Genomic DNA, 21696 nt, shown 5'->3' on the forward strand with positions numbered 1-21696 from the left:
CAGCCCACTGGTGGACCGCCGTACGGAACCGGTCGGCCTGCCCGGCCGCGGAGAGCGGGACGAGGAACCACATCATGGGTGAACGACTGCACAACAAGACCGCGCTCGTCACGGGATCGACGAGCAATATCGGGCGGGCGATCGCCGAGGCGTTCGCCGCCGAGGGGGCCCATGTCATCGTGTCGGGGCGCGACCGGGATCGCGCGGCCCAGGTCGTCGAAGGTATCCGCGCCGCCGGCGGGCGGGCCGACTTCCTCGCGGCGGATCTCGACGGCAGTGCCGGGGCCTCTCGGGACCTGGCCGAGCGGGCACGCAGGTCCCTGGGCGGGCGCATCGACATCCTGGTCAACAACGCCGGCATCTACCCCGGCGCCGTGACCACCGCCACGGACGAGGAGACCTTCGACCGGGTCTACGCGGTGAACGTCAAGGCACCGTTCTTCCTGACCGCCGCCGTCGCACCGGCCATGGCGGCGGCCGGCGGCGGCAGCATCATCAATCTCGGGTCGTGGGTCGCACGCCTGGGTATTCCGGTCGGCGCGCTCTACAGCTCAACCAAGGGAGCCATGGAGACCCTCACCCGGGCATGGGCCGCGGAGTTCGGACCCCTGGGAGTGCGGGTGAACGCCATCTCGCCGGGCGTGATCCTCCCCCGCACCGCCGAGGGCAGCGAACCGCACCCCGGCGAGATCATGATGAAGGGAACACCGGCCGGCGAGGTCGGCAGCCCGGACGCCATCGCGCTCGCCGCCGTCTGGCTGGCCGGTGACGAGGCCTCCTTCGTTCACGGATCCGTGCTGGACGTCGACGGCGGCCGCGTGGGTGCCGCCGTCATCGCCGCGTGAGTCACCGCATGCCGATTCCCGTCACTCCACGGTGAGGAGGCGGTCCATTCGAAGAGGGCCCTCGCGAGGTCCTGGTCGGGGACGGCACCGCGCATCGGGCGCGGAACAACAACGTGGGGGATCTGACGGAGGTTTCACCGAAGCCAAGGAGGGCCCGCTGCCGACGATCCCTGGCTGGGTCAGCGGCTGACCCAGGCGGGCGCGGAGACCGCGTCCGCCTTCCTGAACGACCTCTCCACGGTGGCCGCCGACCGGTCGGCCTCCGCCGGGAAGCACCGGAGGACGCACCTGCCGATCGGCGACCCGTTCTGCCCCAGCACCGGCCGCCGCGCGCCGCCTCGGCGTCCCATCTGATACCCAGGTGGCTGTTGCGCCACCGGTGTTCATCGCAGGGTGAGCGGGGTCTCGGATGCGACGCGGGTCAGCTTCTCCGGGTTGCGGACGTAGTAGAGGCCGGTGATGCGGGCGTCTTCGACACGGATCGCCATGACGCCGTCGACCTCGCCGTCCAGGCGGAGGACGAGTGCCGGGTTGCCATTGACCACGGTGGGGTCACCGGTGAGCATGCCGTCGGTCTTGCCGGTCCCGCCGACGATGAAGCGGACCACCTTCTCGGCGCCGCTGATCGGCCGCAGCGCGGCCTGCTTGACGCCGCCGCCGTCGCTCACCAGGACGACCTCAGGGGCGAGCACGTCAAGGAGTCCCTGCAGGTCCCTGGATTCGAGCGCGCGCCGGAACGACTCCAGAGCCGCCCGGATCTTGCCCGGGGAGACCACCTCGCGGGGGCGGCGGGCATCGACGTGCCGGCGTGCGCGGTGCGCAATCTGGCGGACGGCCGCGGGGGTCTTGTCGACGGCGGCCGCGATCTCGTCGTAACTGACGTCGAAGGCCTCACGCAACACGAAGACCGCGCGCTCGGTCGGCGACAGGGTCTCGAGGACGAGCATCATCGCCATCGACACACTCTCCGCGAGTTCGACGTCCTCGGCCACGTCCGGCGCGGTGAGCAGCGGCTCCGGCAGCCAGGGGCCGACATACACCTCCTTGCGGCGATTCATGGTGCGCAGCCGGTTGAGCGACTGCCGGGTCGTGATCCGGACCAGGTAGGCGCGCGGGTCGCGTACCTGCCCCAAGTCGACCTTGACCCACCGCATCCAGGTTTCCTGGAGGACGTCTTCGGCGTCGGCGGCCGATCCGAGCATCTCGTAGGCAACGGTGAAGAGCAGGTTGCGGTGGGCGACGAATGTCTCGGTCGCCGTGTTGGTGACGTGGTCGCTCATATCTCGACCCCTCTCCTTCGCGGCCGACCCCGGTCGCCGCAGTCCTTCACGGGTGCATCCACTGCAAGATCCTTCTCATGAGTAATTGTCCATCCCCGTGGATCTGTTGAGTGGTGATCAGGCGGTTTGGGGCCGACGGCGTTCGACGAAGCTTGAACACCAGGCCGGCCCGGCGACGCCCGGCCCTGACACGCCGGGTTGACGACAGGGCCTAGGCCGCCCGTTCAGTGGTGGCCGGCGCCTCGCCATGCTTGGTCTGCAGCAGCTGCCGGCGCTTGGCGTCCTTGGCCCACCAGGTGCGCGCACCGGGCTTGCGTGCCTCGTACGCCAGCTGCCAGGGGATGCCCTTGCAGATGAGCTCCTTGAGCTTCGCGCCCGGGCGGCCGCCGAGGTAGAACCTCTTCGCGGTGTCATCCCTGCCGGTGAGCTGAAAGACGCCGGCGCTACGACCCAGACTGATGCACTGGCTGACGAACCCCACATCGATGGGCGCGGGCTGCTCACCCGCGAGCCGGCTGAGCACTGTCTCGGCGGCCTGCGGGCCCAGCTGGACCGCGGCCTGGCAGCTCATCCGGAACGGCAGATCCGACGGTGCCGCCGAGTCCCCGGCCGCGACGACGCGCACGTCGTCCACGCTCGTCAAGGTCTCGTCCGTGAGCAGACGGCCCAAGGCGTCGGTGCTCAGCCCGCTGCGCGCGGCCAGGTCCGGGACACCGAATCCGGCGGCCCAGATGGTCACCGCGCTCGGCAGCTCGCGGCCGCCACCGAGCCGTACGGCATCGCGAGTCACCGCCGTCACCTTCGCGTCGGGGCCTTCGAGCACGGTCACACCGAGTCCGGCCAGCCGCTTGGCGACCGAGCGTCGGCCCCGAGGGTGCAGCGAAGGGCCGAGCACCCCGCCGCAGACCAGGGTCACGGTGCGGCCCTCCTCCGCCAGTTCGGCGGCGGTCTCGATGCCGGTCGCACCGGCTCCGACAACGGTCACCGCGGCCGTTGCGGACGCGGCGTCGACGACCGTACGCAGCCGTTGCGCCTCCTCCAGGCCGGCGATCGGGTAGGCGAACTCGGCCGCCCCGGGCACCTGCGGGTCGGCGCTGCCACTGCCCACCGCGTAGACCAGATAGTCGTAGCCGACCGTGCCGCCGGTCGCCAACGTCACGCCGCGCTCGGCCGCGTCGATCCGGGTCACGGTGTCGACCACCAGCCGGACGCGCTCGCCCAGAACCTTTCGGTAGTCGACGACCGCGTCGTCGGACCCGCCCACCAACTGGTGCAGGCGGATCCGTTCGACGAAGGTCCGGCGCGGGTTGATCAGAGTCACTGTCACGTCGTCGCGCTGTGTCAGGCGATTGGCCGCCATGACGCCGGCGTATCCGCCGCCGATCACGACCACATCGGTGTTCTCCATCGTGGTGTCTCCTTCGTTTCCGGGGTTCGGCCTCAAGACACCGCGGGATCGATCGCTGTGACAGCGTGTGAGGCAGGTCACTCCACAGGCGGAATTCACGACGCACGCGGCGCAGGACGTTGTTGCGCCCAGCGGAACCGAAGGATGAGCGGCAGTCGTCTCCCAAGCGATCAAGCTTGAGGAGTTTGCACAGTGCGGATCTACATCAGCGTGGACATGGAGGGCGTCACAGGGCTCGTCGACGCCGACGACGTACAGCCCGGCGGCCGGGACTACGAGCGTGGACGGTTGATGATGGCGGAGGATGTCAACGCCGCGATCCGGGGCGCCCTCGCGGCCGGCGCCACCGACATCACTGTCAACGATGCTCACGGACCGATGCGCAACATCCTTCCGGAGGCCCTGCACCCGGCGGCCCGCCTCATCCGCGGCAAGCCCAAGCACATGGGCATGATCGAAGGCCTCGCGCCCGAGCACGATGCCATGGTCTGCGTCGGCTATCACTCAAAGGCCGGCGCACTCGGGGTGCTGAGCCACAGCTTTATGGGCCACGAGATCGAGGACATGTGGCTGGACGGCCGGCCGGTGGGCGAGATCGGCCTGGCCCACGCCACCGCGGCGGCGATCGGCGTTCCGGTGGCGGTCCTCACCGGTGACGACCGTGCCTGCGCGGAGATGACCGAATGGGATGCCTCTGTCACGACCGTGGCCGTGAAGCATGCGCGGGACAGATTCGCGGCAGATCTGCGACCCGCCGACGAAGCGCGTACGGCGATCGAGGAGGCGGTCGCCGCCCGTCTCTCCGCACAACGACCGGCCACAGTGGTCCCGTCGGGCCCGTCCACGCTCGCCGTCCGCTGGCAGTCGGCTTCAGTGGCCTCCACCCTCCTGGGAATTCCAGGGGTCACCTCGACGGACACGCGGACCGTCCAGGCGCAGGGGAGTCTGCCCAGCCTCTACCGGCTGTTCGGAGTGTGGATGCGAGTAGCGGCTTCCCTCACCAACCAACCACCGTACTGCTGACACCTGGCGGCCGCCCGGGACCGCCTCGCACCCTTTACTTGGATGACTGGACGACTTGGACGACTTGGATTCGACCTGGACGACTTGGATTCGACTTACTTGGATTCGACGCGTCCGAGCGGGTCGGGGTCGGCCGTCAGCGCGTCACGCGCCGCCTGCCAAGCCGAATCCCCGGGGTGGAGCTCGCTGCGGAGGTAGGCCCAGGTGAGCCGCTGGACCGCGGACACTCGCTCGGGGTTCTCGTCCGTGGTCTCGGCGACGTCGTATCCGGAAACCCCGCCGAGCCCGTGTTCCGCGCCGAACAGGGTGAGCAGGGACTTGGATCCCGGGGAGAGGAAGTAGGGATCGGCGTGCCAGTCCGGCCCCCGAACCGTCAGGTGGGTGGAGGCGTCCTTGTCGCCGGCGACGACGAGCGTGGGCGTCGTCATCTCGGAGAAGTCCATGGTCGAGAAGAATGAATAGTTCTCGGCCACGAACTCGGTGACGGCATCGCCTCCCCTGCCGGGCGCGGCAAGCAGTACACCCGCCTTGATCCGGGGCTCGGCCAGGTTCACTTCCGTTCCGTCGTCCGGATCGGTGAGCCGGGCGCCGAGCAGCAGGCTCGCGGTGTGCCCGCCCATCGAGTGCCCGGCCACGGCGACCTTGCCGTGGTCCAGGCGCCCGAGGAGTTGCGGAACGGCGGCCTCGATCACGTCGAGCTGATCGAGGATGCGCTTCATGTCCTCGGCCCGAGATCGCCAGTGCAGAGGCGCCCCGGGGGTACCGGGATCCAGGCTCAGCGTCCTAGAGCTCAGATGGGTGGGCTGGATCACGACGAAGCCGTGCGCCGCCCAGAAGTTGGCGAGGGGGGCGTAGCCGTTCAGCGAGGAGAGGTGGTTCGAGTGACCCTGGCCGTGCGAGAGGAGGATCACCGGCAGGTCGCTCCCGGTCACGGGTGCGCAGACGCGCACCTCCAGGTCCACGGCTCGGCCGGGAGCCGGCAGGACTACGGGACTGACCGAGAGGACTGGAGTGGGCGGACTGAAGGTGTGGGCCGGGTATGTCGATTCACTCATGATGCGTATTTCCCTTCAATGGCCTCTGCTGCCGGTCGCATTCGACTGACGGCGGGTGAGGCGGTCAGCCCGGTCAGGGGCGTCCGGCTTCGGCTCCCCATTAACCGGAGCATCGTTCCGGTTAACATACGGAGCGGGGTTCCGTTTTGTCAACGGGTGCCGGAGGGAGAGCGCGGGTGCTCGTGCTGGCATCACCCCGCCGATTGCCAGGAATCCTGTTGATTGGCTACACGGCTCGACGATCGGAACCGTATGTCTCTCCTTGCCCGGCCCGGAGTGGCCTCCTTCGCCGCCAAGTCGATACAGCGCCTCGCCGTGGCGGCCGACCGGCGTCCGAGCGGCCGCGGTTCGGCCGCCGCCTCACACGGCCGCTTTCCCGAGTTCCCGCGCTCCGTAAGCGAGTTGACGGTCCCGACCTCGGTCGCTCCGGCCCGGGTCGTGGTGTACCTGCCGACCTCCGACGGTCCGCCACCGCCGGTTCACGCAACTTCCACGGTGGCGGGTACGTGATGCCGCTGACGGAGATCGACGATCCGCTCTGCCGTTTCCTCGCCGCCGAGGCGGGGGTGGCCGGGGTCAACGTCGACTATGCCGTGGCCCCGCAGCACCCCTTCCCCGCCCCGCCCCGGCAGGCCTTCGAGGTCGTCCGGTGGATCGCCGAGCACGGCGGCGAGCACGGCTGGGACGGCAAGGACGACAAGAAGGCCTTGGAGACCTGTGCCGTGATCGCCCGTCATGTGCGGCAGGCCGTCAACCCCGCGGGGCCCGAGGCCGGTTGAGCGGAGCCGGCCGCCGGGAAGAGCAAGGCGGATCGGAGGCGGTGAGCGCGCGGGGCCCAGGGCGGACGAGGCGCCCGCCGCACGTCGGACGCCCCGACCACCCGCTCCTCCATCCCCCTCTCCATGGAGGTGACTGTCAGCCCTGCGCGCGGGCCCGGGTGGCGTGATGCCCAACTTGGCCGCGCCCTGCGTCAGTTCACGCCACACCTTTGCCGCCACGGGTACCCCCTTCTCGGCACGCCGCACACTCACGACGGTCACGCGTACGTTCACCGGGACCGGGGTTACGGTGGAACACCTGTCGGCGCAGGACCAGATGGGCTGAGAAGGGCCATGGGTGCCGCTGTTCGTATCTGATTCCGGACATGCCTGCGGCCGGGCCCCGCCAGGTCCCGGCCGCAGGCATGTCGTCACGGTCAGCCGGTGGTGGTCAGCTGCTGGGCGGCGTCGGGCCGCGGGGTCCGCCGGGGGCCGCGCAGGCCGGTGAGGGCGACGAAGACCGTGGCGAGCACGGCGGCGATGGCGAACGCCGTGAAGCCCCAGTTCTCGGACTTGGCCGCGACGAGCCGGCCGCCGAGCCACGGTCCGAACACGGCGCCGAAGCGGCCGATGCCGGAGACCCAGCCCACGGCGGTGGCGCGGTTGTCGTCGCTGGAGCGGCCGGCCACCGTCGCGTAGATCATGGCCTGGGCGCTGAAGAGGAACAGGCCGGTCAGGAAGACCACGACGTAGGTGAGCGGCAGCGCCATGTGGATGCCGAGCAGATAGACGCCGAGGGCGGTGGCCGCGAACCAGACGGTGGCGACGCGCGCACCGCCGAAGTGGTCGGAGAAGCGGCCGGCGATCAGCATGCCGGCGATGCCCCCGAGGTTGATGACGATGACGAAGGACAGCGAGGAGCCAAGCTCGTAGCCCGCGCCGCGCATCATGGTGGGCAGCCAGTTGCTGACGCCGTAGACGAGCAGCAGGCCGCAGAACGAGGCCAGCCAGAACAGCAGCGTGGTGCGCCACAGGCCGCCGCGGAACAGGGCGATGACGGCGCTCCAGCGGTCCCCGGCCGCGGGGCGCTCCGCCGCGGGGGCGGGCAGTTCGACGTCGTAGCGCTCGGCGAGCTCGCGGGCTTCGCGCGTACGTCCCTTGGCGATCAGGAAGTTCAGCGACTCGGGGAGGTACTTGGCGATCAGCGGGACGCCGATGAGCAGCGGGACCACGCAGATCCAGTAGGCGACGCGCCACTGGCCGGCGCCGGTGGTCCACAGGCCGACGAAGCCCGCGAGGATGCCGCCGGCCTGGTGGGCGGTCATCAGCGTGCCGACGATCAGAGCGCGGCGGCCACGCGGGGCGTACTCGGCGACCATCGTGATCGTGGTGGGGAGCAGACCGCCGAGGCCGAGACCCGCGATGAACCGGCCGAGTCCGAAGACACCGAGGCTGGGGGCGACGGCGCAGAGGGCGGACGCGAGCGAGAAGACCGCCGTGCAGGTGATGATCACCTTCTTGCGGCCGATCCAGTCGGTGACCGTACCCGCGGACAGCGCGCCGATCAGCATGCCGAAGGTGGCGTAGCTGCCGAGGTCGCCGGCCTGGGACGGCTGGAGCCCCAGGGCGTGCTCGGCGAGCATGTTGGGCAGCACGGAGCCGTAGACGAACATGTCGAGGCCGTCGAAGAGCACGACCAGCCAGCACAGGCCGACGACCAGCGTGGCCAGGCAGGTCCCGCGGGCGCGCAGGTCTGGGGAGGGAGACATCTTTGTTTCCTCTCGTCCGGGAGAAGTGTCCCTGGAGGGGATGAGTGAGGCGGGTCGGTGCGGCTCGAGCGGCCTGACCCGATGGTGCGCACGACGCTAGGGTTCCGGTTCCTTGAGTGTCAACGCTTTTGTCAACAATCCCAGGAACAATCCAGCCAGGTGTTCGGGGAGGCTGCGGCAGGAGTAAGACAGCAGGTGAAACGGCCATGGGCGGCACACAGCCGTGTGCCGCCCTGCCTGTTTCGCCGACTTGTTCTCAGTGGTCCGCGGCCGGGTCCAGCGGCGGTGTGCCATGAGTGTGGAAGGACTCGATGGTCTTCAGACCCCACGCCTGCCCCTTGGCCCGCTCGGCCTGGGTCCACGTGATCAGGGGCCAGTCGGGGGCCAGTACGAGACGGGTGAGCGGGTTGCACAGCTCGACGCGGTTGCCGCCCGGCTCGTAGACGTAGAGGAAGAACGTCTGCTGGATGGCGTGCTTGTGCGGGCCCGTCTCGATGAACACGCCGGTGTCGAGGGCGAGGTCGGCGGCGCGCAGGATGTCCTCGCGGGTGTCGGTCGCGAACGCGATGTGGTGCAGCCGCCCGCGCGAGCCCGTCCAGTCCTCGGTGTAGACGACGTCGTACGACTTGTTCGTGAACGTCAGCCACTTCGCGGCGATCCGGCCGCCGTCGAGCTGGATCTGCTCGGTCGGCCGGGCGCCCAGGAGGTGCTGGTGGAAGTCGGCGTTGGCGGCGACGTCGGCGGCGAGGTAGTTCACGTGGTCCAGGCGGCGTACGCCCACACCGTGACCGGGCTTGGCCTGGGGCTGGTTCTTCAGTCCCGGCTTCAGCTCGTCCGGGGCCCGGTACCACTCGGACCCCCAGTACAGGGCCAGTTCGTGGCCGTCTGGGTCGGCGGTGACGTACAGCGGGCCGAGGCCCGGCTCGTCCTCGGTCCAGCGGCCCTGGTGACCGGCGGCCTCCAGTTCCTTGACCCTTCGCTGCAGGGCCTCCTCGCTGGAGGCGCGCAGGGCCGTGCGGCGCAGACCGGAGGTCTTGTGCGCGGTGAGGACGAGGCTGTGGTGCTCGTAGTCGTCCCAGGTCCGCAGATAGACCGAGTCACCGCTGCGGCCGTTGACCGTCAGACCGAGGTAGTCGGTGAAGAACCGCAGACTCCCGTCCAGGTCCGGGGTGAGCAGTTCGACGTGCCCGAGGTGGGCGATGTCGCCGAGGGGCGGGGCCATACAGGCCTCCTTAAGGGTGAAGTGCGGCTCCGGCCGGCCGGGGGAAGACCGTACCGTCGAAGATCTTGCGTGCGGTGCGGACGACGGCGGTGCGGCGGGCCACAGGGGCGGCCCCCGGGATGCCGTCGTCGATCTCGCTCTCGATGTCGAGGAATCCGGTGGGATGCTCGATGCGCAGGCGTCCGCCGTTCTCGGGCAGACGGGCGACGTCCTGGCCGACGCTGCCGTGGACGCGCAGCCCGGCGGCCACACTGGCGGCTCCCAGGACGCCGATGGCGGTGTGGCAGCGGACCGGGATGAAGGTGCGGGTCATGACCGCGCCCCCGTTCGTGGGCGGTGCCAGCAGGCTGAGTTTGGGCACGGTCGTCTCGCTGACGTCGCCCAGGCCCATCAGCAGACCCGCCCCCAGACGGATCCGCTGGAGCCGGTCGTGCAGGGTCAGGTCCTCCTCCAGGTCCCGCGGCCTTTCGTAGCCGGTGACCTGCAGGGAGGAGGCGGCGATCAGCACGGTCGGCATGCCGTTGTCCACGCAGGTCACCGGCGTGTCCGCGACGATGTCCCGGGCGTGCCCGGTGGGCAGCAGGGGGTTGCCGCCCCGCTCGAACTCGATCACCACGGGTGCGGCGGTGCCCGGCACGCCCGAGATCTCGGCCGGCCCCGCGTAGGAGACGCGCCGGTCCGGCGTGGGGAAGGTGGCGGTGGCGTGGTCACCGCTGTTGACCATCCGGATCCGTACCGAGGTGTGCCCGTCCCGGGCGGCGACCAGACCGCGTTCGACGGCGAACGGGCCCACCCCCGCAAGGAGGTTGCCGCAGTTCTGCCGGTCGGAGACCTCGGGCCGGTCCACCCCCACCTGGAGGAAGAGGTAGTCGACCTCCGCGTCGGGGCTCGCGGAGCGGGAGACCACCGCGACCTTGCTGGTGAGCGGGTGCGCTCCGCCGAGGCCGTCGATCTGCCGGGGGTCCGGGCTGCCCATGACCCGCAGCAGCAGGTCGTCGCGCGCCCCGGCCTCGGCCGGCAGGTCCTCGGCCAGGAAGTAGGCGCCCTTCGAGGTCCCACCGCGCATCAGCATGCAGCGCAGCTCCTCGCCGGTGCTCATGACACGGAACCGTTCCGCGTGTACTCCTCGTAGGGCTGGTACCGCACCCCGAGCCGTACGAGGGTCTCGCGCAGGCCGTACCGGTCCAGGCCCAACTGGCCCTCGGCGAAGGCGGCCCGGGAGGCGTCCTCCTTGGCGCTGCGCACCTCGGCTGCCTTGACGGCCGTACCGGCCTGCTCGCGGGGTACGCACACCACGCCGTCGTCGTCGGCGACGATGACGTCACCGGGGCGGACGACCTGGCCACCGAGCACGACGGGTACGTTCACCGAGCCGGCCGTGGCCTTGACCGTGCCCTGGGCGCAGACGGCCCTCGACCAGACGGGGAAGCCCATGGCACGCAGGTCGGCGGTGTCGCGCACCCCGGCGTCGATGATCAGGCCACGCACCCCTCGGTACTGGAGCGCGGTGGCGAAGAGGTCGCCGAACATGCCGTCGGTGGAGGGCGAGGTGGTGGTGACGACGAGGATGTCGCCCTCGCGGCACTGCTCGACGGCCGCGTGGATCATGAGGTTGTCGCCTGGCCAGCACAGGGCGGTGACCGCGGTGCCCGCGATGCGCACGTCCTGCTGGATGGGCCGGAACCCGGGACCGAGACTGCCGGTGCGGCCCATGCCCTCGTGGACGGTGGCCACGCCGTAGCCGCCGAGTGTCTCGACGTCCTCGGCGTGAGCGCGCGGCGGGTTGGTGACGATCAGGCCGCTCATGCCAGCTCCTCCGTGACCTGCGGGTAGGGACGCATGTAGGCCTCGCCGTAGGTGGTGTGGGGCAGGCCGAGGTTGGGGCCCGCGTTGCGCTTGAGCTGTACGCCGCGCCGCTTGCCCAGGTCGGTGTAGTAGTCCCACAGGTGCTGCTGGGCGGCGAGGCACTCCATGGCCTTGCGCTTGGTCTCCCAGACCGGGGTGACGTCGAGGAGGACCTCGGGCCGGAAGCCGCACATCTCCGGCTGGTGCGGCTCGAAGAAGAACACCGGCGGGGCTCCGATGATCTCGCCCTCGGAGGGGTAGCCGATGGCCTGGGCGAGGACGCGGGCGTCCAGGGCCATACGGGCGGCCGCCGGGTGGTCGCCGTTGTAGGGGTCGTCCAGGGGGTGGGTCAAGACCACGTCCGGCTGGGTGTCGCGGTAGATCCGTACGAGCTGGTCGGTCAGTTGCCGAGTGGCGAGCAGGGGGTAGTCGCCGGCGTCGAGGAAGCGCACCCGGGCGCCCAGGGTCGAGGCCGCCGCCTCGGCCTCGGCACGGCGGATCTCCTTGATCTCCTCCAGCGACTTGCCTTCGCGCCAGGCTTTGGCGGACTCACCGCGCTCCCCGTAGGTGAGGCACGCGATGGTCACCTTCTCTCCACGGGAGGCGGCCAGGGCGATGGCTCCCCCGGCCCGCCAGACGAAGTCCCCGGCATGCGCGGTGATGACGAGTGTCGATCGTGGGGTGGTGGGCGCCTTGCCGTGCGTCATTGCTCACATCTCCTTGGTGGACAGGCCGGATGCCCCACCCCCGTGACGTCATTGGCGCAGCGCGTCGATGACTCCCGCGAGGTGGGTACGGACGGCCGCTTCGGCCGCCTTCGGGTCCCTGGCCCTGATCGCCTCGATCACGGCCAGGTGCTCACTCAGGGACTGCTGGGGACGCCCCGGTCTCAGCGCGAGCTGGAAACGGTGGCGCACCAGCGGCCCGTTGAGCCGCTCCAGCAGCCCCACGGCGACCTGCTGGCCGGAGAACTCCCTGATCCGGTCGTGCAGTTCGTGGTTGAGCCGGGAGTAGACCAGCGGCTCGCCGCCCGCGACCGCTTTGGACATCGCCGTGCCCAGGTCGGTCAGCCGGCCCAGCTGGTCCTCGCTCGCCTCGACGGCAGCCTTGCCCGCGCAGAGGCCCTCCAGGACCATGCGGCACTCGGTGATGGCCACCGCTTCCTCGACCGTCACCACCCGCACCCGCGAGCCGCGGTTGCGGATCCGCTCGACCAGTCCCTCCGACTCCAGCTCGATCAGCGCCGCCCGGACGCTGGCCCGCGTGACACCGAACCGCTCGGCGAGTTCGTTCTCCACCAGCCGCTGGGCCGGTGCCATGTCGCCTTGCAGGATCGCCTGCCGCAGGTGCACCAGTGCGTGCCGCTTGGCCTGCTCGCCGGTGCCTGGACGGGCTTCCTTCGGCATCGCGCCCTCCCTGAGTGAGTGCCTGTCGAACCTAAATCCAGCCCGCCAAGATTGTCAACAATTTTGTTCCCCATGTTGCCGACACGGTTCGAGGCCGCGGGGCCTCGCGCGAACGTGCGGGATTTCGCCCTACCGATGCCGATCTCCGTACACGGCGACGCCCCGGCCCCATCTCCCGGACGGGACAAGGGCACAAGCCAACTCGACGGCGGATCCGTTTCCTTGAGCGGGTCGGGCCGGGCGCGAGTCGTGCGCAGCGCGGGCCGAAGGCGACGGCCGGGACCGCCCTGACCAGCCCCGATCTGGGCGGGCGTCAGTCGCTCAACACCAAAAGGAAGTAAAGGGAGTTAGCTGCGGCGCCACGGCTCAGTCCCCATGCCCCTGGGGCCCACCTGCTGCGCTTGACTTCATTGTCCCGATATGCGTAGGTTGGATACGGGTTGAACAGAAAACATACGTTTTGCCTGGTGAGAAGACGAACAATCTCAACATCCCGACCGACTACATCCCGACCGACGACAACCCGGTCGTCGGCTCACAGACGGACGGGCGCCCCGCCGCGGGGTTGGCTGCAATCAGCAGCCTAGGTGGCCCGATGCCGCGTGATCAGCGCGTGAGTCGGTGACGGCAACTCCCGTCACTTTCAAAGCCGATGTACCGGACCCTTATCGCGAACGTTTCAGTGCCGCACCGGCGCCGACGTCACCGCGGCCGTGCAGGGCTAGAGCCTGTCTACGCTCCCGGGAAGGGACAGCACCATGCGGATCATCACTTCAAGGACGTTCCGGCTGGTCGCCAGCCTGTTCGCCGCTCTGGCCCTGGCGTTCGGCACAGCCGGCATCGCCAGTGCGACCAGCTCCCACTCGGATCACTCCTCCGACTACTCCTACAGCTGGAACGACGACGGAGGCCACGGAGGCGGCGGTGACAACGGCGGCTACGGCGGCGGTGGCGACCACGGCGGCGGTGGCGGCGACCACGGCGGCGGCGGTGGCGACCACGGCGGCGGCGGTGGCGGAGACCACGGCGGCGGCGGCGGAGACCACGGCGGCGGCGGTGGCGGCGGCCACGGCGGCGGCGGTGGCGGCGGCCACGGCGGTGGCGGTGGCGGTGGGCGGTGACCCCAGTGGTCGCAGCTGACATCTGAAGATTGACGACCCGTCATCTCGCCAAAGACGGCTGATCTTCTCCGAACGGTCCCGCGTCCCGACAGCGACGCGGGACCGTTCCGCGTGCGCCGTACGACCTTCACTGGCGGTCGTCCAGGGACCCGGTACCGTCGCGACAGAACCGATCGGGGGCGTGATGACGGCCGATGCGCGGCGCGTGACGCTGAGCGACGTCGCCGCGGCCGGCGAAGTCCCGCGGGCGTGATCGGTTTCGCGCGGCGTACCCGGCGCCCGCCGACGGCGACTACGCGGCTCGGCGATAAAGCTCCGTCAAGAGCTCGATGGCGGCCGGGGCGGCGGGGTGCGGGTCGTCCCGCCACCAGGCGAGCCGCACCGCGATGGGCTCGGCGTCGCGCACCGGCCGGTAGACGACGCCGGGGCGCGGGTACTGGTGCGCCGTGGACTCGGCCGTCATACCCACACAGCGGCCAGTGGAGATCGCGGTGAGCCACTCGTCGACATCGTGGGTCTCCCTGGTCACCGGGCGGGAGTCGGGCGGGAACAGCTCCGTCGTGGTGGTGCCGGTCCTGCGGTCGATCAGCAGGACGCGCCCGCCGAGGTCGGCGAGTCGCACCGAGCGGCGCCCGGCCAGCGGATCGTCGGCAGCCAGGGCGCACAGCCGCCGTTCCAGCCCCACGATCGCGGAGTCGAACCGCCGGTCGTCCAGGGGTCTGCGCAGCACGGCCGCGTCACAGGCCCCCTCGACGAGGCCGGCGGTGGCGGAGTTGACACGAACGAGCCGCAGCTCCGTCTCGGGGTACGCCCGCGCCCAGTCGCGCTGAAAGGCCAGGGTGTGACGGCCGAGCGCGGACCAGGCGTACCCGATGCGCAGTGAGACGCGACCCGACGTGGCCTCCTGGACCAGGTCGGCCACCTCGCCGAGTACCCGCCGGGCATGCGCCAGCACACGCAGTCCCGTCGCCGTCGGAGCCACCTCGCGGGAGGTGCGCCGCAGCAGCCGCACCCCGAGGGCGCGCTCGAGCGAGGCCAGAGCACGGGACACGGCGGCCTGGGAGACCCCGAGCGCGATGGCGGCGTCGGTGAAGGTGCCCTCGTCGACGATCGCGACGAGAGTGCGCAACTGCCGCAGCTCCACATTCATGACGGAGGCGTCCTCGACGGAAGCGCCCTTGCCGGAAGCGTCCTCGACGGAAGCGCCCTTGCCGGAAGCGTCCTCGGCTGATGGATCCATGACTCAAGCGTATAGATGGCTCGGCCGATGCATTTTGCGCAACAGCCCCGGCCTCCCAGCATCGAGCCATGCACGCAGCCTCCGCACGCCCGGCAGAACCCGCGCGTCGCACTCCCCCGGCGCCCACGGCCCCGAAGCCGGGCGGCACGCGCCTGGCCGGCGTGGCCACCATGGTCGGCAGCGCCCTGTCCAACCAGACCGGTGCCGCGATCGGCTCCCTGGCCTTCCCCGTCCTCGGCCCCGTCGGTGTGGTCGCGGTGCGTCAGTACGTCGCCGCGGTCGTCCTGTTGGCGGTGGGCCGCCCCCGGCTGCGGACGTTCACCTGGGGGCAGTGGTGGCCGGTCGTGCTGCTGGCGCTGGTGTTCGGGACCATGAACCTGTCCCTTTATACGGCGATCGACCGCATCGGACTGGGGCTGGCGGTGACCCTCGAGTTCCTCGGCCCCCTCAGCATCGCGCTGGCCGCCTCCCGCCGCCGCGTGGACGCGTGCTGTGCGGTGATCGCCGCGGCGGGCGTCGTCACGCTGATGCGTCCGCGCCCCTCCGCCGACTTCCTCGGGATGGGCCTGGCGCTGCTGGCCGCCGGCTGCTGGGCGTCGTACATCCTGCTCAACCGCACCGTCGGCCGCCGCATCCCCGGAGCGGCGGGGTCCGCTGCCGCCGCCGGGCTCTCCGCCGTACTGTTCCTGCCGGTCGGCGTCGCCGTCGCGGTGCGGCATCCGCCGACGCCGACGGCGGTCGGCTGCGCCGTGGCGGCCGGCGTGCTGTCCTCCGCGGTGCCCTGCCTCGCGGACCTGTTCACCCTGCGCCGCGTCCCGGCCCCGGCCTTCGGCCTCTTCATGAGCGTCAATCCCGTCCTGGCCGGTCTGGTCGGGTGGATCGTCCTCGGTCAGGGCCTGGACTGGACGGAGTGGACGGGCATCGGCGCCGTCGTCGCGGCCAACGCGCTCGGCATCCTCGCTTCACGAAGTTGACGCAGACGTCACGGACCTGACGGACACCCGGGCAACGGAGCTCCCCAGAAGAACGTTTCGGCGAAAACGCCAGACCGCGCCACCCCTTCCGCCTCATAGAAATATCTACCAGCATGAACACGCCCGGTCGGCGCCCAGGTGCGGGTTCCGCATCCGAGTGCGCCGCTCCGCGCCTGGTCGGACGGCCTGCGAATGCCCTGGAGTTGGTCATGCCGGATGTGATGTGGATGCAAGGTGTCGAGTGGCTCGCGGCGGCCGCCTCGGACCCCCGGGCCTGCAAGCGGGAGTGGGATCAGGGTTCGGGGACCGCGCTCGTGGAAGCCGGGCGGTTCTGGGACGTACTCAGCGTTCCCGAGCACCTCGGGCTGCTCGCCCTGGACATCCTGTGGAACGACCCCCTGCGCGCCCCCGGCCCCACCCTGGTGGACACCGCGTCCCGGAGAGTGGGCTTCTTCCTGCCGCCGGACCCGGACAGCCGCTGGGTCGGCTCCGGCCTCCGCCACGCGGGCAAGGGCTCGTGGGTCGCCGTACCACCGCCGTACCGCGCCGCGAGGTTCCTGGAATGGCTCATTCCGCCCGACGGGACCGGAGCCCTGCACGCCGCCGTCTCCCTTGAACTGGCGTTGCAGCGGGCCAACGGGACGCTCGCCGTCCTGGCACCCCCGCCTGGAGGGTGACCGCCGCTCCTCGACAGCGCGCGGAGAGGTTCACCAGCCCAGCAGGCCACGGGGTACGGGGACGGCGGGTACGGAGCCGACGGACACGGTCTCGGGTGCGGCGGGTACCGGTCCGGCGGACACGGTCTCGGGTGCGGCGGGTACCGGTCCGGCGGGCTTCTCGTCCCGCCGCTCAGCCCAGGAGTCGACCGGCCACGCCGCGCCCTCGAAGGGGCCGGAGGCGGCGAAGGAGGCCCACAGCACCGCGACCACCTCGCGGTGCTCCGGAACCACCCGGCCCTTGGCCCGCCACTCCGCGACCAGTTGGGCGTAGATCGGCGGGTGGCCCAGACGCCCGTCCGTCAGCTCGGCGTAGGGCCGACCCGCGAGGCCCTGCTCCGGACGGCGCCGCCGGGCCGTGTGAGTGCTGTCCATGTCGGAGCAACGGCGGTGCGTGCGCCGGTGGTACGCGCCCGTGGTACCGCTCACCGAGTCGGGTGAACGTGCCGCCCGTTCGGAGCCATGCCCTTGTACGACAAGCATCTTCACGCATCAACGCGGTCAAGCCGAGCAGGGTCACGCCGAACGTGGTCCGGGTCAGTTCCGCGCGCCGGGAGCGACGGCCACCTCCGGTTCCGTACGCGCGGAGTCGGCGTCCGCGCGGGCCGAGGCGGTGAGCAGGCCGGCACGCTGGACCGGCACGAGGAGGGCGGCCAGCGCCGCGGCCAGGCAGAGCAGGGCGAGCAGGGTGAACCCGTGGGTGTATCCCGAACCGTAGGGAAGGCCCGAGGGCTGGAGCCGGCCGGTCACCAGAACGCTGGTCACGGCCGCGCCGATGGATCCGCCGATGGTGCGGATGTTGGCGTTCATCCCGGTCGCGGCGCCGGTCTGCTCGGGCGGCACGCTACCGACGATCAGGTTGGCCATCGAGGCGAAGGCGAGTCCGATGCCGAGGCCGAAGACGCCTGCGGCGAAGGCCACTTGCCACTGCCGGTCGTGCCACAGGGCGAGGAAGCCGCAGGCGACCGCACCGAGCGCGGCACCGGTCGTGAGCAGCTTCTTGGCGCCGAGGACGGGCTCCAGCCGACCACTGAGCACACCCGAGCAGAACATGGCGAGCAGCATCGGCAGCATGAGCAGTCCGGCCGCGGTGACACTGGCGCCGAAGCCGTACCCGGCGGAACTCGGGGTCTGCACGAAGCCGGGAAGGAAGGACCAGATCGCGTACATGCCCGCGCCGAACAGGAGCGCGGCGGTGTTGGTGGTCCACACCGCGGGCAGCCGCATGACGCGCAGGTCGATCAGCGGGGTGCGGGAGCGCGCCTCGGCCAGCAGCCACAGCGCGAAGAGCAGGACGGCGGCGGCGAACAGCCCGATGACCCGGGCCGATCCCCAGCCCCACTGGCCCGCCTGGCTGAGCGGGAGCAGCAGCGCGACCAGCCAGCCCGACAGCAGGACGGCACCGTGCCAGCTGACACGGCCCTCGGCCCGGTTCGGGGATTCGGGGACGTAGCGCAGGGCGATCAGTGTGGTGACCGCGACGACGCCGACGGGCAGCCAGAACAGCCAGCGGTAGTCGAGCGCGGACACGATGGGACCGGCCGCCACCAGTCCGACACCGCCGCCCGCGGCGATCACGGCGGACAGGTTGCTGATGCTGGGGCCGACCTCGGCCGCGGTGAACTCGTCCCGGATGATGCCGAAGGAGAGCGGGAACAGGGCACCGCCTATGCCCTGGACCACCCGGGCGACGATCAGCACGCCGATGTTCGGCGCGAGCGCGGCGAGCAGACAGCCGAGCGTCACGGTCACGAGGACGGCGACGAGGGTGCGCTTCTTGCCGATCAGGTCGCCGACCCGGCCGAGGATCGGGGTGAAGACCGAGGCGGACAGCAGGTAGGCCGTCATCACCCAGGTCACGGTGGACTGCGAGGTGTTCAGGGCGTGCTGGACGGTCGGCAGGGCCGGTGCGATCAGCGACTGGAGCATGGAGAACACGCCCGCACCGGTCGCGAGGACCGCGAAGGTGAGGCGGGTGGACTTCGTGGGCATGAAAAGCCTCTCCGAACGGAGCGGAACAGAACGGAACGGAACAGGGCAAGCGGAACGGCCACTCGAGGAGCGGGGGCGGGCTGCGTACGGCCCGTTCGAGGTCACACGGGGTACAAGCGCGTCGACGGCGCGTGCGGGCGCACGCCACCACGGGAACACGCCCCCCGACTGCTAAAGTGGAGGTGTGCCTCCACTGTAACGGAGGCACACCTCCGCTTCAACCTTCTTCTCGGCCGGGAGGCACCAAGTGACGGCTCAGCCGTTCCCCGTCAGCGGGATCGTGGCGTCCCGGCGCCCGCACCGCAAAGACGCCGCACGCAACTACGACGCGCTGCTGGCCGCCGCGCGCGAGGCCTTCGCGGAGCACGGCGCGGAGGCGTCCCTGGAGGACATCGCCCGGCGCGCGGGCGTCGGCATCGGCACCCTCTACCGGAACTTCCCCTCCCGCCGCCACCTCTTCGAGAGCGTGTACGCGGACGAGGTGGACACCCTGTGCCAGGTGGCCCTGGAAGTCGCCGAGCGGGAGCCCTGGGAGGCGCTGACCTCGTGGCTGCGGCGGTTCGTGGACTACACCGTGACCAAACGCGCCATCCGTGAGGCGCTCGACAACGAGTCGGAGATCTTCCTGAGCTGCCGGGACTCGATGTACCAGGCGGGCGGCCCGCTGTTCGAGCGGGCGCAGAAGGCCGGCGAGGCGCGCGCCGACCTGGACTTCGACGACCTGCTGCGCATGGTCGCCGGGATCACCTCGACGAACTTCCTCGACGACACCCAGCGCGACCGGGTCCTCACGGTCGCGCTCGACGGCGTCCGCGCCGCGCGCTGACATCGGCCCTGGGCACGGGGGACCCGCTTGTGCGCCCCGCCGCCCACTGCGCACTTACCCTCCAGTAATATCTCGCGGCAGTCCCCTGGAGGAGGAACCGTGCCACGGTCGGAACGCTCAGCCCTGTTGCTCGTCGGCCTGCTGGCCACCGCGGGTGTCGGTCACTTCGCCTCGCCACGGCAGTTCGACGCGACCATTCCGCGGGCGCTGCCGGGGGCGCCCCGGACCTGGACGTACGCGAGCGGTGTCGCCGAACTGGCGCTGGCCGCCGGGGTGGCGGTGCCCCGTACCCGGCGGGTGGCCGCGCTGGCCACCGCGGCCTTCTTCGTCGGAGTGTTCCCCGCCAACGTCCAGATGGCCGTGGACTGGCGCCGACGTCCCGCTCCGCAGAAGGTCGCGGCGATCGCGCGACTCCCCTTGCAGGTGCCCCTTGTACTGTGGGCACGCAGCGTTGCCAAGGGTGGGAAGGGTCAGTCATGACGCGTGGTGTGGATGTGGGCGACAAGGTCGAGGACTTCGCCCTGCCGGACGAGACCGGTACGGAGCGCACGCTGACCGAACTGCTCGGCGAGGGACCGGTCGTGCTGTTCTTCTACCCCGCCGCCCTCTCCCCCGGCTGCACCACCGAGGCGTGCCACTTCCGTGATCTGGCCGCCGAGTTCACCGCCGCCGGTGGCCGGCCGGTCGGCATCAGTGGTGACGCGGTGGACAAGCAGCAGGAGTTCGCCGGGCGTCACTCGCTCGGGTACCCGCTGCTGTCCGATGTCGACGGCACGGTCCGCGAGCGGTTCGGAGTGAAGCGCGGCTTCTCCCTGGCACCCACGAAGCGGGTCACCTTCGTCATCGCGCAGGACCGCACCGTCCTGGAAGTGGTGCGCAGCGAACTGCGGATGAGCGCCCACGCGGACCGGGCCCTCGCCGCGCTGCGGGCCCATCAGGGCTGACCTTCGACTCCTCCGCGGCAAGGAATCGTGGTGCCTCGGCCCGGCGCGCCCATGTCACTCGCCCTTGCCCGGGGGCCCGACGACACGAAGGGCGCACGCGCCCACCAGGCCGACCGCGGCGTCGAGGCCGAGGGACGGGGGCGGCTCACCGGCAAAGGCCACCGGGGTCACCACCACGGACACGGCCGACAGCGTGTTCGCCAAGCTGTCGCCGTGAGGTGGTCGGTGGCTCAGCGGGGGGAAAGCCGTCCTCGAACCGCGGGTCAGCATTGCGCCGAGGCCGGAAGATCGGCCCGCTCGTCTCCGCGGAGATACAGGGCACTCACCCAGCCGTTGCCGACGCCGGGTCCGCCGGAGAGATGGATCCAGATGTGGCTGGTGGAGCCGTGGTCGACGACCGTCTCGCCGGAGAGCCAGCAGAAGGCGGGGTAGCTGTACCCGGCGCGCAGCCTGCCGATCGCAGGGTGGCCGTTGCCCGGGCCGGACCGGATGGTCGCGTCGACGACGGGCACGACGGTGTACGTCTCGTAGGCGGCCTGCCGCGTGGGGCCGGTCGGCGCCGCGGCCGAGGCGGTTCCCGCGCTCAGCGGGCCGCACGCGAGTACGGCTCCGGCGAGGACGGCGGCGGCCTTGCGTCGGATGCTCATGGATGAACTCCCTGTCACGGAGGGACGATCGCGGTGAATTCCGGTGAGTTCCGCTGCCTTCAGCACTGGGCGGAGGCCGGCAGATTCGCGTACTGGTCGCCCTTGAAATAGACGGCGCTGCTGAATCCGTCGGCGAATCCGATCCAGATGTCGTTCGTGTAGCCGTGGTCCGTGATGGTCTGCCCGTGCGTCCAGCAGTACGCCGTGTAGGACTGACCGGCGGTCAGGGTGGCCAGGTAGGCGCTGTCCTTCGTCGGCAGCTTGCGGACCTTGACGTTCTCGTAGGGCACGACGGTGTACGACTGCTCGGCGGGCGCGGCGGGCGCGGCGGCGGCCAGACCGGCCGGGACGAGGAAGGCGAGCGTCACGGCGCTGGTGGTGATGACGGCCGGAATACGGCGCATGAGAAGTTCCCCCTGTGTGGTGTTTCGCTTTCGACCACCGCCACCGTGGGCGCCGAGGAGGCGCGGCGGCAATGCCATTCAACGGTGTTCGAAGTGAGCGCCCGGCCACGGAAGATGGAGCGCGGGTGTACTGCCGTTGTCCCTTCGGTGGTCGGCGGGCGTCCATATGTCCGAGTCCATGATCTTGCTCCCTGTGGGGCCCACGCAGTGGTTACGCTCCC

25 protein-coding genes are annotated in these 21696 nt (G+C 70.7%); 10 read left to right on the forward strand and 15 right to left on the reverse strand.

The window, feature by feature from the left end:
- The first annotated feature begins 74 nt into the window (after positions 1-74).
- Entirely contained in the window at positions 75-845 is a 771-nt protein-coding gene (locus ACIQTP_RS12210) for an SDR family NAD(P)-dependent oxidoreductase (protein ID WP_403398944.1), read from the forward strand.
- 383 nt (positions 846-1228) lie between these two features.
- On the opposite strand, the gene ACIQTP_RS12215 is transcribed toward ACIQTP_RS12210, so the two are convergent.
- Positions 1229-2125, reverse strand: a complete 897-nt coding sequence (locus ACIQTP_RS12215; RefSeq protein ID WP_403398946.1) for an RNA polymerase sigma-70 factor — start codon at positions 2123-2125, stop codon at positions 1229-1231.
- A gap of 211 nt (positions 2126-2336) precedes the next feature.
- Positions 2337-3533 (reverse strand): NAD(P)/FAD-dependent oxidoreductase, encoded by a 1197-nt coding sequence (locus tag ACIQTP_RS12220; protein ID WP_403398948.1) that lies wholly within the window; start codon positions 3531-3533, stop codon positions 2337-2339.
- A 192-nt stretch (positions 3534-3725) separates the two neighbouring features.
- Between ACIQTP_RS12220 and ACIQTP_RS12225 the strand changes: the two genes are divergently transcribed.
- A complete protein-coding gene (locus ACIQTP_RS12225; protein WP_403398950.1) occupies positions 3726-4556 on the forward strand; it encodes a M55 family metallopeptidase in 831 nt (276 codons plus the stop codon).
- A gap of 95 nt (positions 4557-4651) precedes the next feature.
- Here the strand turns inward: ACIQTP_RS12225 and ACIQTP_RS12230 are convergent, their stop codons facing one another.
- Positions 4652-5611, reverse strand: coding sequence for an alpha/beta hydrolase family protein (locus tag ACIQTP_RS12230; protein WP_403398952.1), 960 nt, complete (start codon positions 5609-5611; stop codon positions 4652-4654).
- A gap of 252 nt (positions 5612-5863) precedes the next feature.
- On the opposite strand from ACIQTP_RS12230, the gene ACIQTP_RS12235 reads away from it, so the two are divergent.
- Both ACIQTP_RS12235 and ACIQTP_RS12240 read left to right on the forward strand, forming a co-directional pair.
- Positions 5864-6121, forward strand: a complete 258-nt coding sequence (locus ACIQTP_RS12235; RefSeq protein ID WP_403398954.1) for a hypothetical protein — start codon at positions 5864-5866, stop codon at positions 6119-6121.
- Entirely contained in the window at positions 6121-6390 is a 270-nt protein-coding gene (locus ACIQTP_RS12240; protein ID WP_403398956.1) for an alpha/beta hydrolase, read from the forward strand. Before ACIQTP_RS12235 ends, ACIQTP_RS12240 begins: the two co-directional genes overlap by 1 nt.
- Positions 6391-6806: 416 nt before the next feature.
- On the opposite strand, the gene ACIQTP_RS12245 is transcribed toward ACIQTP_RS12240, so the two are convergent.
- From ACIQTP_RS12245 to ACIQTP_RS12270, 6 genes are all read right to left on the reverse strand, one after another.
- Entirely contained in the window at positions 6807-8138 is a 1332-nt protein-coding gene (locus ACIQTP_RS12245) for an MFS transporter (RefSeq protein ID WP_403398959.1), read from the reverse strand.
- A gap of 256 nt (positions 8139-8394) precedes the next feature.
- Positions 8395-9360, reverse strand: a complete 966-nt coding sequence (locus tag ACIQTP_RS12250; protein ID WP_403398961.1) for a catechol 2,3-dioxygenase — start codon at positions 9358-9360, stop codon at positions 8395-8397.
- 10 nt (positions 9361-9370) lie between these two features.
- Complete coding sequence (locus tag ACIQTP_RS12255) at positions 9371-10459, reverse strand: 4-oxalomesaconate tautomerase (protein ID WP_403398962.1); 1089 nt, start codon at positions 10457-10459, stop codon at positions 9371-9373.
- Positions 10456-11166 carry a 4-carboxy-4-hydroxy-2-oxoadipate aldolase/oxaloacetate decarboxylase gene (locus tag ACIQTP_RS12260; RefSeq protein WP_403398964.1) on the reverse strand — a complete coding sequence of 237 codons (711 nt, stop codon included), beginning with the start codon at positions 11164-11166 and terminating at the stop codon, positions 10456-10458. Before ACIQTP_RS12260 ends, ACIQTP_RS12255 begins: the two co-directional genes overlap by 4 nt.
- Positions 11163-11912, reverse strand: coding sequence for a PIG-L deacetylase family protein (locus ACIQTP_RS12265; RefSeq protein ID WP_403398966.1), 750 nt, complete (start codon positions 11910-11912; stop codon positions 11163-11165). The genes ACIQTP_RS12260 and ACIQTP_RS12265 overlap by 4 nt, the downstream gene beginning before the upstream one ends.
- A gap of 48 nt (positions 11913-11960) precedes the next feature.
- Positions 11961-12611, reverse strand: a complete 651-nt coding sequence (locus tag ACIQTP_RS12270; RefSeq protein ID WP_403398969.1) for a GntR family transcriptional regulator — start codon at positions 12609-12611, stop codon at positions 11961-11963.
- A 758-nt stretch (positions 12612-13369) separates the two neighbouring features.
- On the opposite strand from ACIQTP_RS12270, the gene ACIQTP_RS12275 reads away from it, so the two are divergent.
- Positions 13370-13732 (forward strand): hypothetical protein, encoded by a 363-nt coding sequence (locus ACIQTP_RS12275; protein ID WP_403398971.1) that lies wholly within the window; start codon positions 13370-13372, stop codon positions 13730-13732.
- A gap of 292 nt (positions 13733-14024) precedes the next feature.
- Here ACIQTP_RS12275 and ACIQTP_RS12280 read toward each other — a convergent pair whose 3' ends face one another.
- Positions 14025-14882, reverse strand: coding sequence for a LysR family transcriptional regulator (locus ACIQTP_RS12280; RefSeq protein ID WP_403399120.1), 858 nt, complete (start codon positions 14880-14882; stop codon positions 14025-14027).
- Between the two features lie 158 nt (positions 14883-15040).
- Here ACIQTP_RS12280 and ACIQTP_RS12285 point away from each other — a divergent pair, with 158 nt between their 5' ends.
- Both ACIQTP_RS12285 and ACIQTP_RS12290 read left to right on the forward strand, forming a co-directional pair.
- Positions 15041-15946, forward strand: coding sequence for an EamA family transporter (locus tag ACIQTP_RS12285; RefSeq protein WP_403398973.1), 906 nt, complete (start codon positions 15041-15043; stop codon positions 15944-15946).
- Positions 15947-16155: 209 nt separating this feature from the next.
- Positions 16156-16623 carry a hypothetical protein gene (locus ACIQTP_RS12290; protein WP_403398975.1) on the forward strand — a complete coding sequence of 156 codons (468 nt, stop codon included), beginning with the start codon at positions 16156-16158 and terminating at the stop codon, positions 16621-16623.
- 30 nt (positions 16624-16653) lie between these two features.
- Here ACIQTP_RS12290 and ACIQTP_RS12295 read toward each other — a convergent pair whose 3' ends face one another.
- Together ACIQTP_RS12295 and ACIQTP_RS12300 are read right to left on the reverse strand one after the other, a co-directional pair.
- On the reverse strand, positions 16654-17037 hold the full coding sequence (locus ACIQTP_RS12295; protein WP_403398977.1) for a hypothetical protein: 384 nt from the start codon (positions 17035-17037) through the stop codon (positions 16654-16656).
- Between the two features lie 162 nt (positions 17038-17199).
- Positions 17200-18654, reverse strand: a complete 1455-nt coding sequence (locus ACIQTP_RS12300) for an MFS transporter (protein WP_403398979.1) — start codon at positions 18652-18654, stop codon at positions 17200-17202.
- A gap of 247 nt (positions 18655-18901) precedes the next feature.
- On the opposite strand from ACIQTP_RS12300, the gene ACIQTP_RS12305 reads away from it, so the two are divergent.
- The 3 genes from ACIQTP_RS12305 (at position 18902) to ACIQTP_RS12315 (ending at position 20424) form a co-directional block, all read left to right on the forward strand.
- Positions 18902-19480 (forward strand): TetR/AcrR family transcriptional regulator, encoded by a 579-nt coding sequence (locus ACIQTP_RS12305; RefSeq protein ID WP_403398981.1) that lies wholly within the window; start codon positions 18902-18904, stop codon positions 19478-19480.
- A gap of 99 nt (positions 19481-19579) precedes the next feature.
- Entirely contained in the window at positions 19580-19960 is a 381-nt protein-coding gene (locus ACIQTP_RS12310; protein ID WP_403398983.1) for a MauE/DoxX family redox-associated membrane protein, read from the forward strand.
- On the forward strand, positions 19957-20424 hold the full coding sequence (locus ACIQTP_RS12315) for a peroxiredoxin (protein ID WP_403398985.1): 468 nt from the start codon (positions 19957-19959) through the stop codon (positions 20422-20424). Before ACIQTP_RS12310 ends, ACIQTP_RS12315 begins: the two co-directional genes overlap by 4 nt.
- A 54-nt stretch (positions 20425-20478) precedes the next feature.
- On the opposite strand, the gene ACIQTP_RS12320 is transcribed toward ACIQTP_RS12315, so the two are convergent.
- The 3 genes from ACIQTP_RS12320 to ACIQTP_RS12330 are packed head-to-tail and all read right to left on the reverse strand — an operon-like array spanning position 20479 to position 21475.
- Positions 20479-20628, reverse strand: a complete 150-nt coding sequence (locus ACIQTP_RS12320) for a hypothetical protein (protein WP_403398987.1) — start codon at positions 20626-20628, stop codon at positions 20479-20481.
- Positions 20629-20687: 59 nt separating this feature from the next.
- On the reverse strand, positions 20688-21071 hold the full coding sequence (locus ACIQTP_RS12325; RefSeq protein WP_403398989.1) for an SH3 domain-containing protein: 384 nt from the start codon (positions 21069-21071) through the stop codon (positions 20688-20690).
- 59 nt (positions 21072-21130) lie between these two features.
- Positions 21131-21475 (reverse strand): SH3 domain-containing protein, encoded by a 345-nt coding sequence (locus tag ACIQTP_RS12330; RefSeq protein WP_402047078.1) that lies wholly within the window; start codon positions 21473-21475, stop codon positions 21131-21133.
- Positions 21476-21696 lie beyond the last annotated feature (221 nt).

Origin of the sequence: Streptomyces sp. NPDC090798 (assembly GCF_044768965.1) — a bacterium.
Taxonomy (GTDB): Bacteria; Actinomycetota; Actinomycetes; order Streptomycetales; family Streptomycetaceae; genus Streptomyces.

Bases quoted from the DNA above. Each gene is read 5' to 3' on its own strand.
- ACIQTP_RS12330 (WP_402047078.1), bottom strand. From the start codon at position 21,475: ATGCGCCGTATTCCGGCCGTCATCACCACCAGCGCCGTGACGCTCGCC.
- ACIQTP_RS12285 (WP_403398973.1), top strand. From the start codon at position 15,041: ATGCACGCAGCCTCCGCACGCCCGGCAGAACCCGCGCGTCGCACTCCC.
- ACIQTP_RS12235 (WP_403398954.1), top strand. From the start codon at position 5,864: ATGTCTCTCCTTGCCCGGCCCGGAGTGGCCTCCTTCGCCGCCAAGTCG.
- ACIQTP_RS12315 (WP_403398985.1), top strand. From the start codon at position 19,957: ATGACGCGTGGTGTGGATGTGGGCGACAAGGTCGAGGACTTCGCCCTG.
- ACIQTP_RS12245 (WP_403398959.1), bottom strand. From the start codon at position 8,138: ATGTCTCCCTCCCCAGACCTGCGCGCCCGCGGGACCTGCCTGGCCACG.
- ACIQTP_RS12215 (WP_403398946.1), bottom strand. From the start codon at position 2,125: ATGAGCGACCACGTCACCAACACGGCGACCGAGACATTCGTCGCCCAC.
- ACIQTP_RS12300 (WP_403398979.1), bottom strand. From the start codon at position 18,654: ATGCCCACGAAGTCCACCCGCCTCACCTTCGCGGTCCTCGCGACCGGT.
- ACIQTP_RS12265 (WP_403398966.1), bottom strand. From the start codon at position 11,912: ATGACGCACGGCAAGGCGCCCACCACCCCACGATCGACACTCGTCATC.
- ACIQTP_RS12255 (WP_403398962.1), bottom strand. From the start codon at position 10,459: ATGAGCACCGGCGAGGAGCTGCGCTGCATGCTGATGCGCGGTGGGACC.
- ACIQTP_RS12240 (WP_403398956.1), top strand. From the start codon at position 6,121: ATGCCGCTGACGGAGATCGACGATCCGCTCTGCCGTTTCCTCGCCGCC.
- ACIQTP_RS12275 (WP_403398971.1), top strand. From the start codon at position 13,370: ATGCGGATCATCACTTCAAGGACGTTCCGGCTGGTCGCCAGCCTGTTC.
- ACIQTP_RS12260 (WP_403398964.1), bottom strand. From the start codon at position 11,166: ATGAGCGGCCTGATCGTCACCAACCCGCCGCGCGCTCACGCCGAGGAC.
- ACIQTP_RS12250 (WP_403398961.1), bottom strand. From the start codon at position 9,360: ATGGCCCCGCCCCTCGGCGACATCGCCCACCTCGGGCACGTCGAACTG.
- ACIQTP_RS12295 (WP_403398977.1), bottom strand. From the start codon at position 17,037: ATGGACAGCACTCACACGGCCCGGCGGCGCCGTCCGGAGCAGGGCCTC.
- ACIQTP_RS12210 (WP_403398944.1), top strand. From the start codon at position 75: ATGGGTGAACGACTGCACAACAAGACCGCGCTCGTCACGGGATCGACG.
- ACIQTP_RS12230 (WP_403398952.1), bottom strand. From the start codon at position 5,611: ATGAGTGAATCGACATACCCGGCCCACACCTTCAGTCCGCCCACTCCA.
- ACIQTP_RS12290 (WP_403398975.1), top strand. From the start codon at position 16,156: ATGCCGGATGTGATGTGGATGCAAGGTGTCGAGTGGCTCGCGGCGGCC.
- ACIQTP_RS12325 (WP_403398989.1), bottom strand. From the start codon at position 21,071: ATGAGCATCCGACGCAAGGCCGCCGCCGTCCTCGCCGGAGCCGTACTC.
- ACIQTP_RS12270 (WP_403398969.1), bottom strand. From the start codon at position 12,611: ATGCCGAAGGAAGCCCGTCCAGGCACCGGCGAGCAGGCCAAGCGGCAC.
- ACIQTP_RS12220 (WP_403398948.1), bottom strand. From the start codon at position 3,533: ATGGAGAACACCGATGTGGTCGTGATCGGCGGCGGATACGCCGGCGTC.
- ACIQTP_RS12280 (WP_403399120.1), bottom strand. From the start codon at position 14,882: ATGAATGTGGAGCTGCGGCAGTTGCGCACTCTCGTCGCGATCGTCGAC.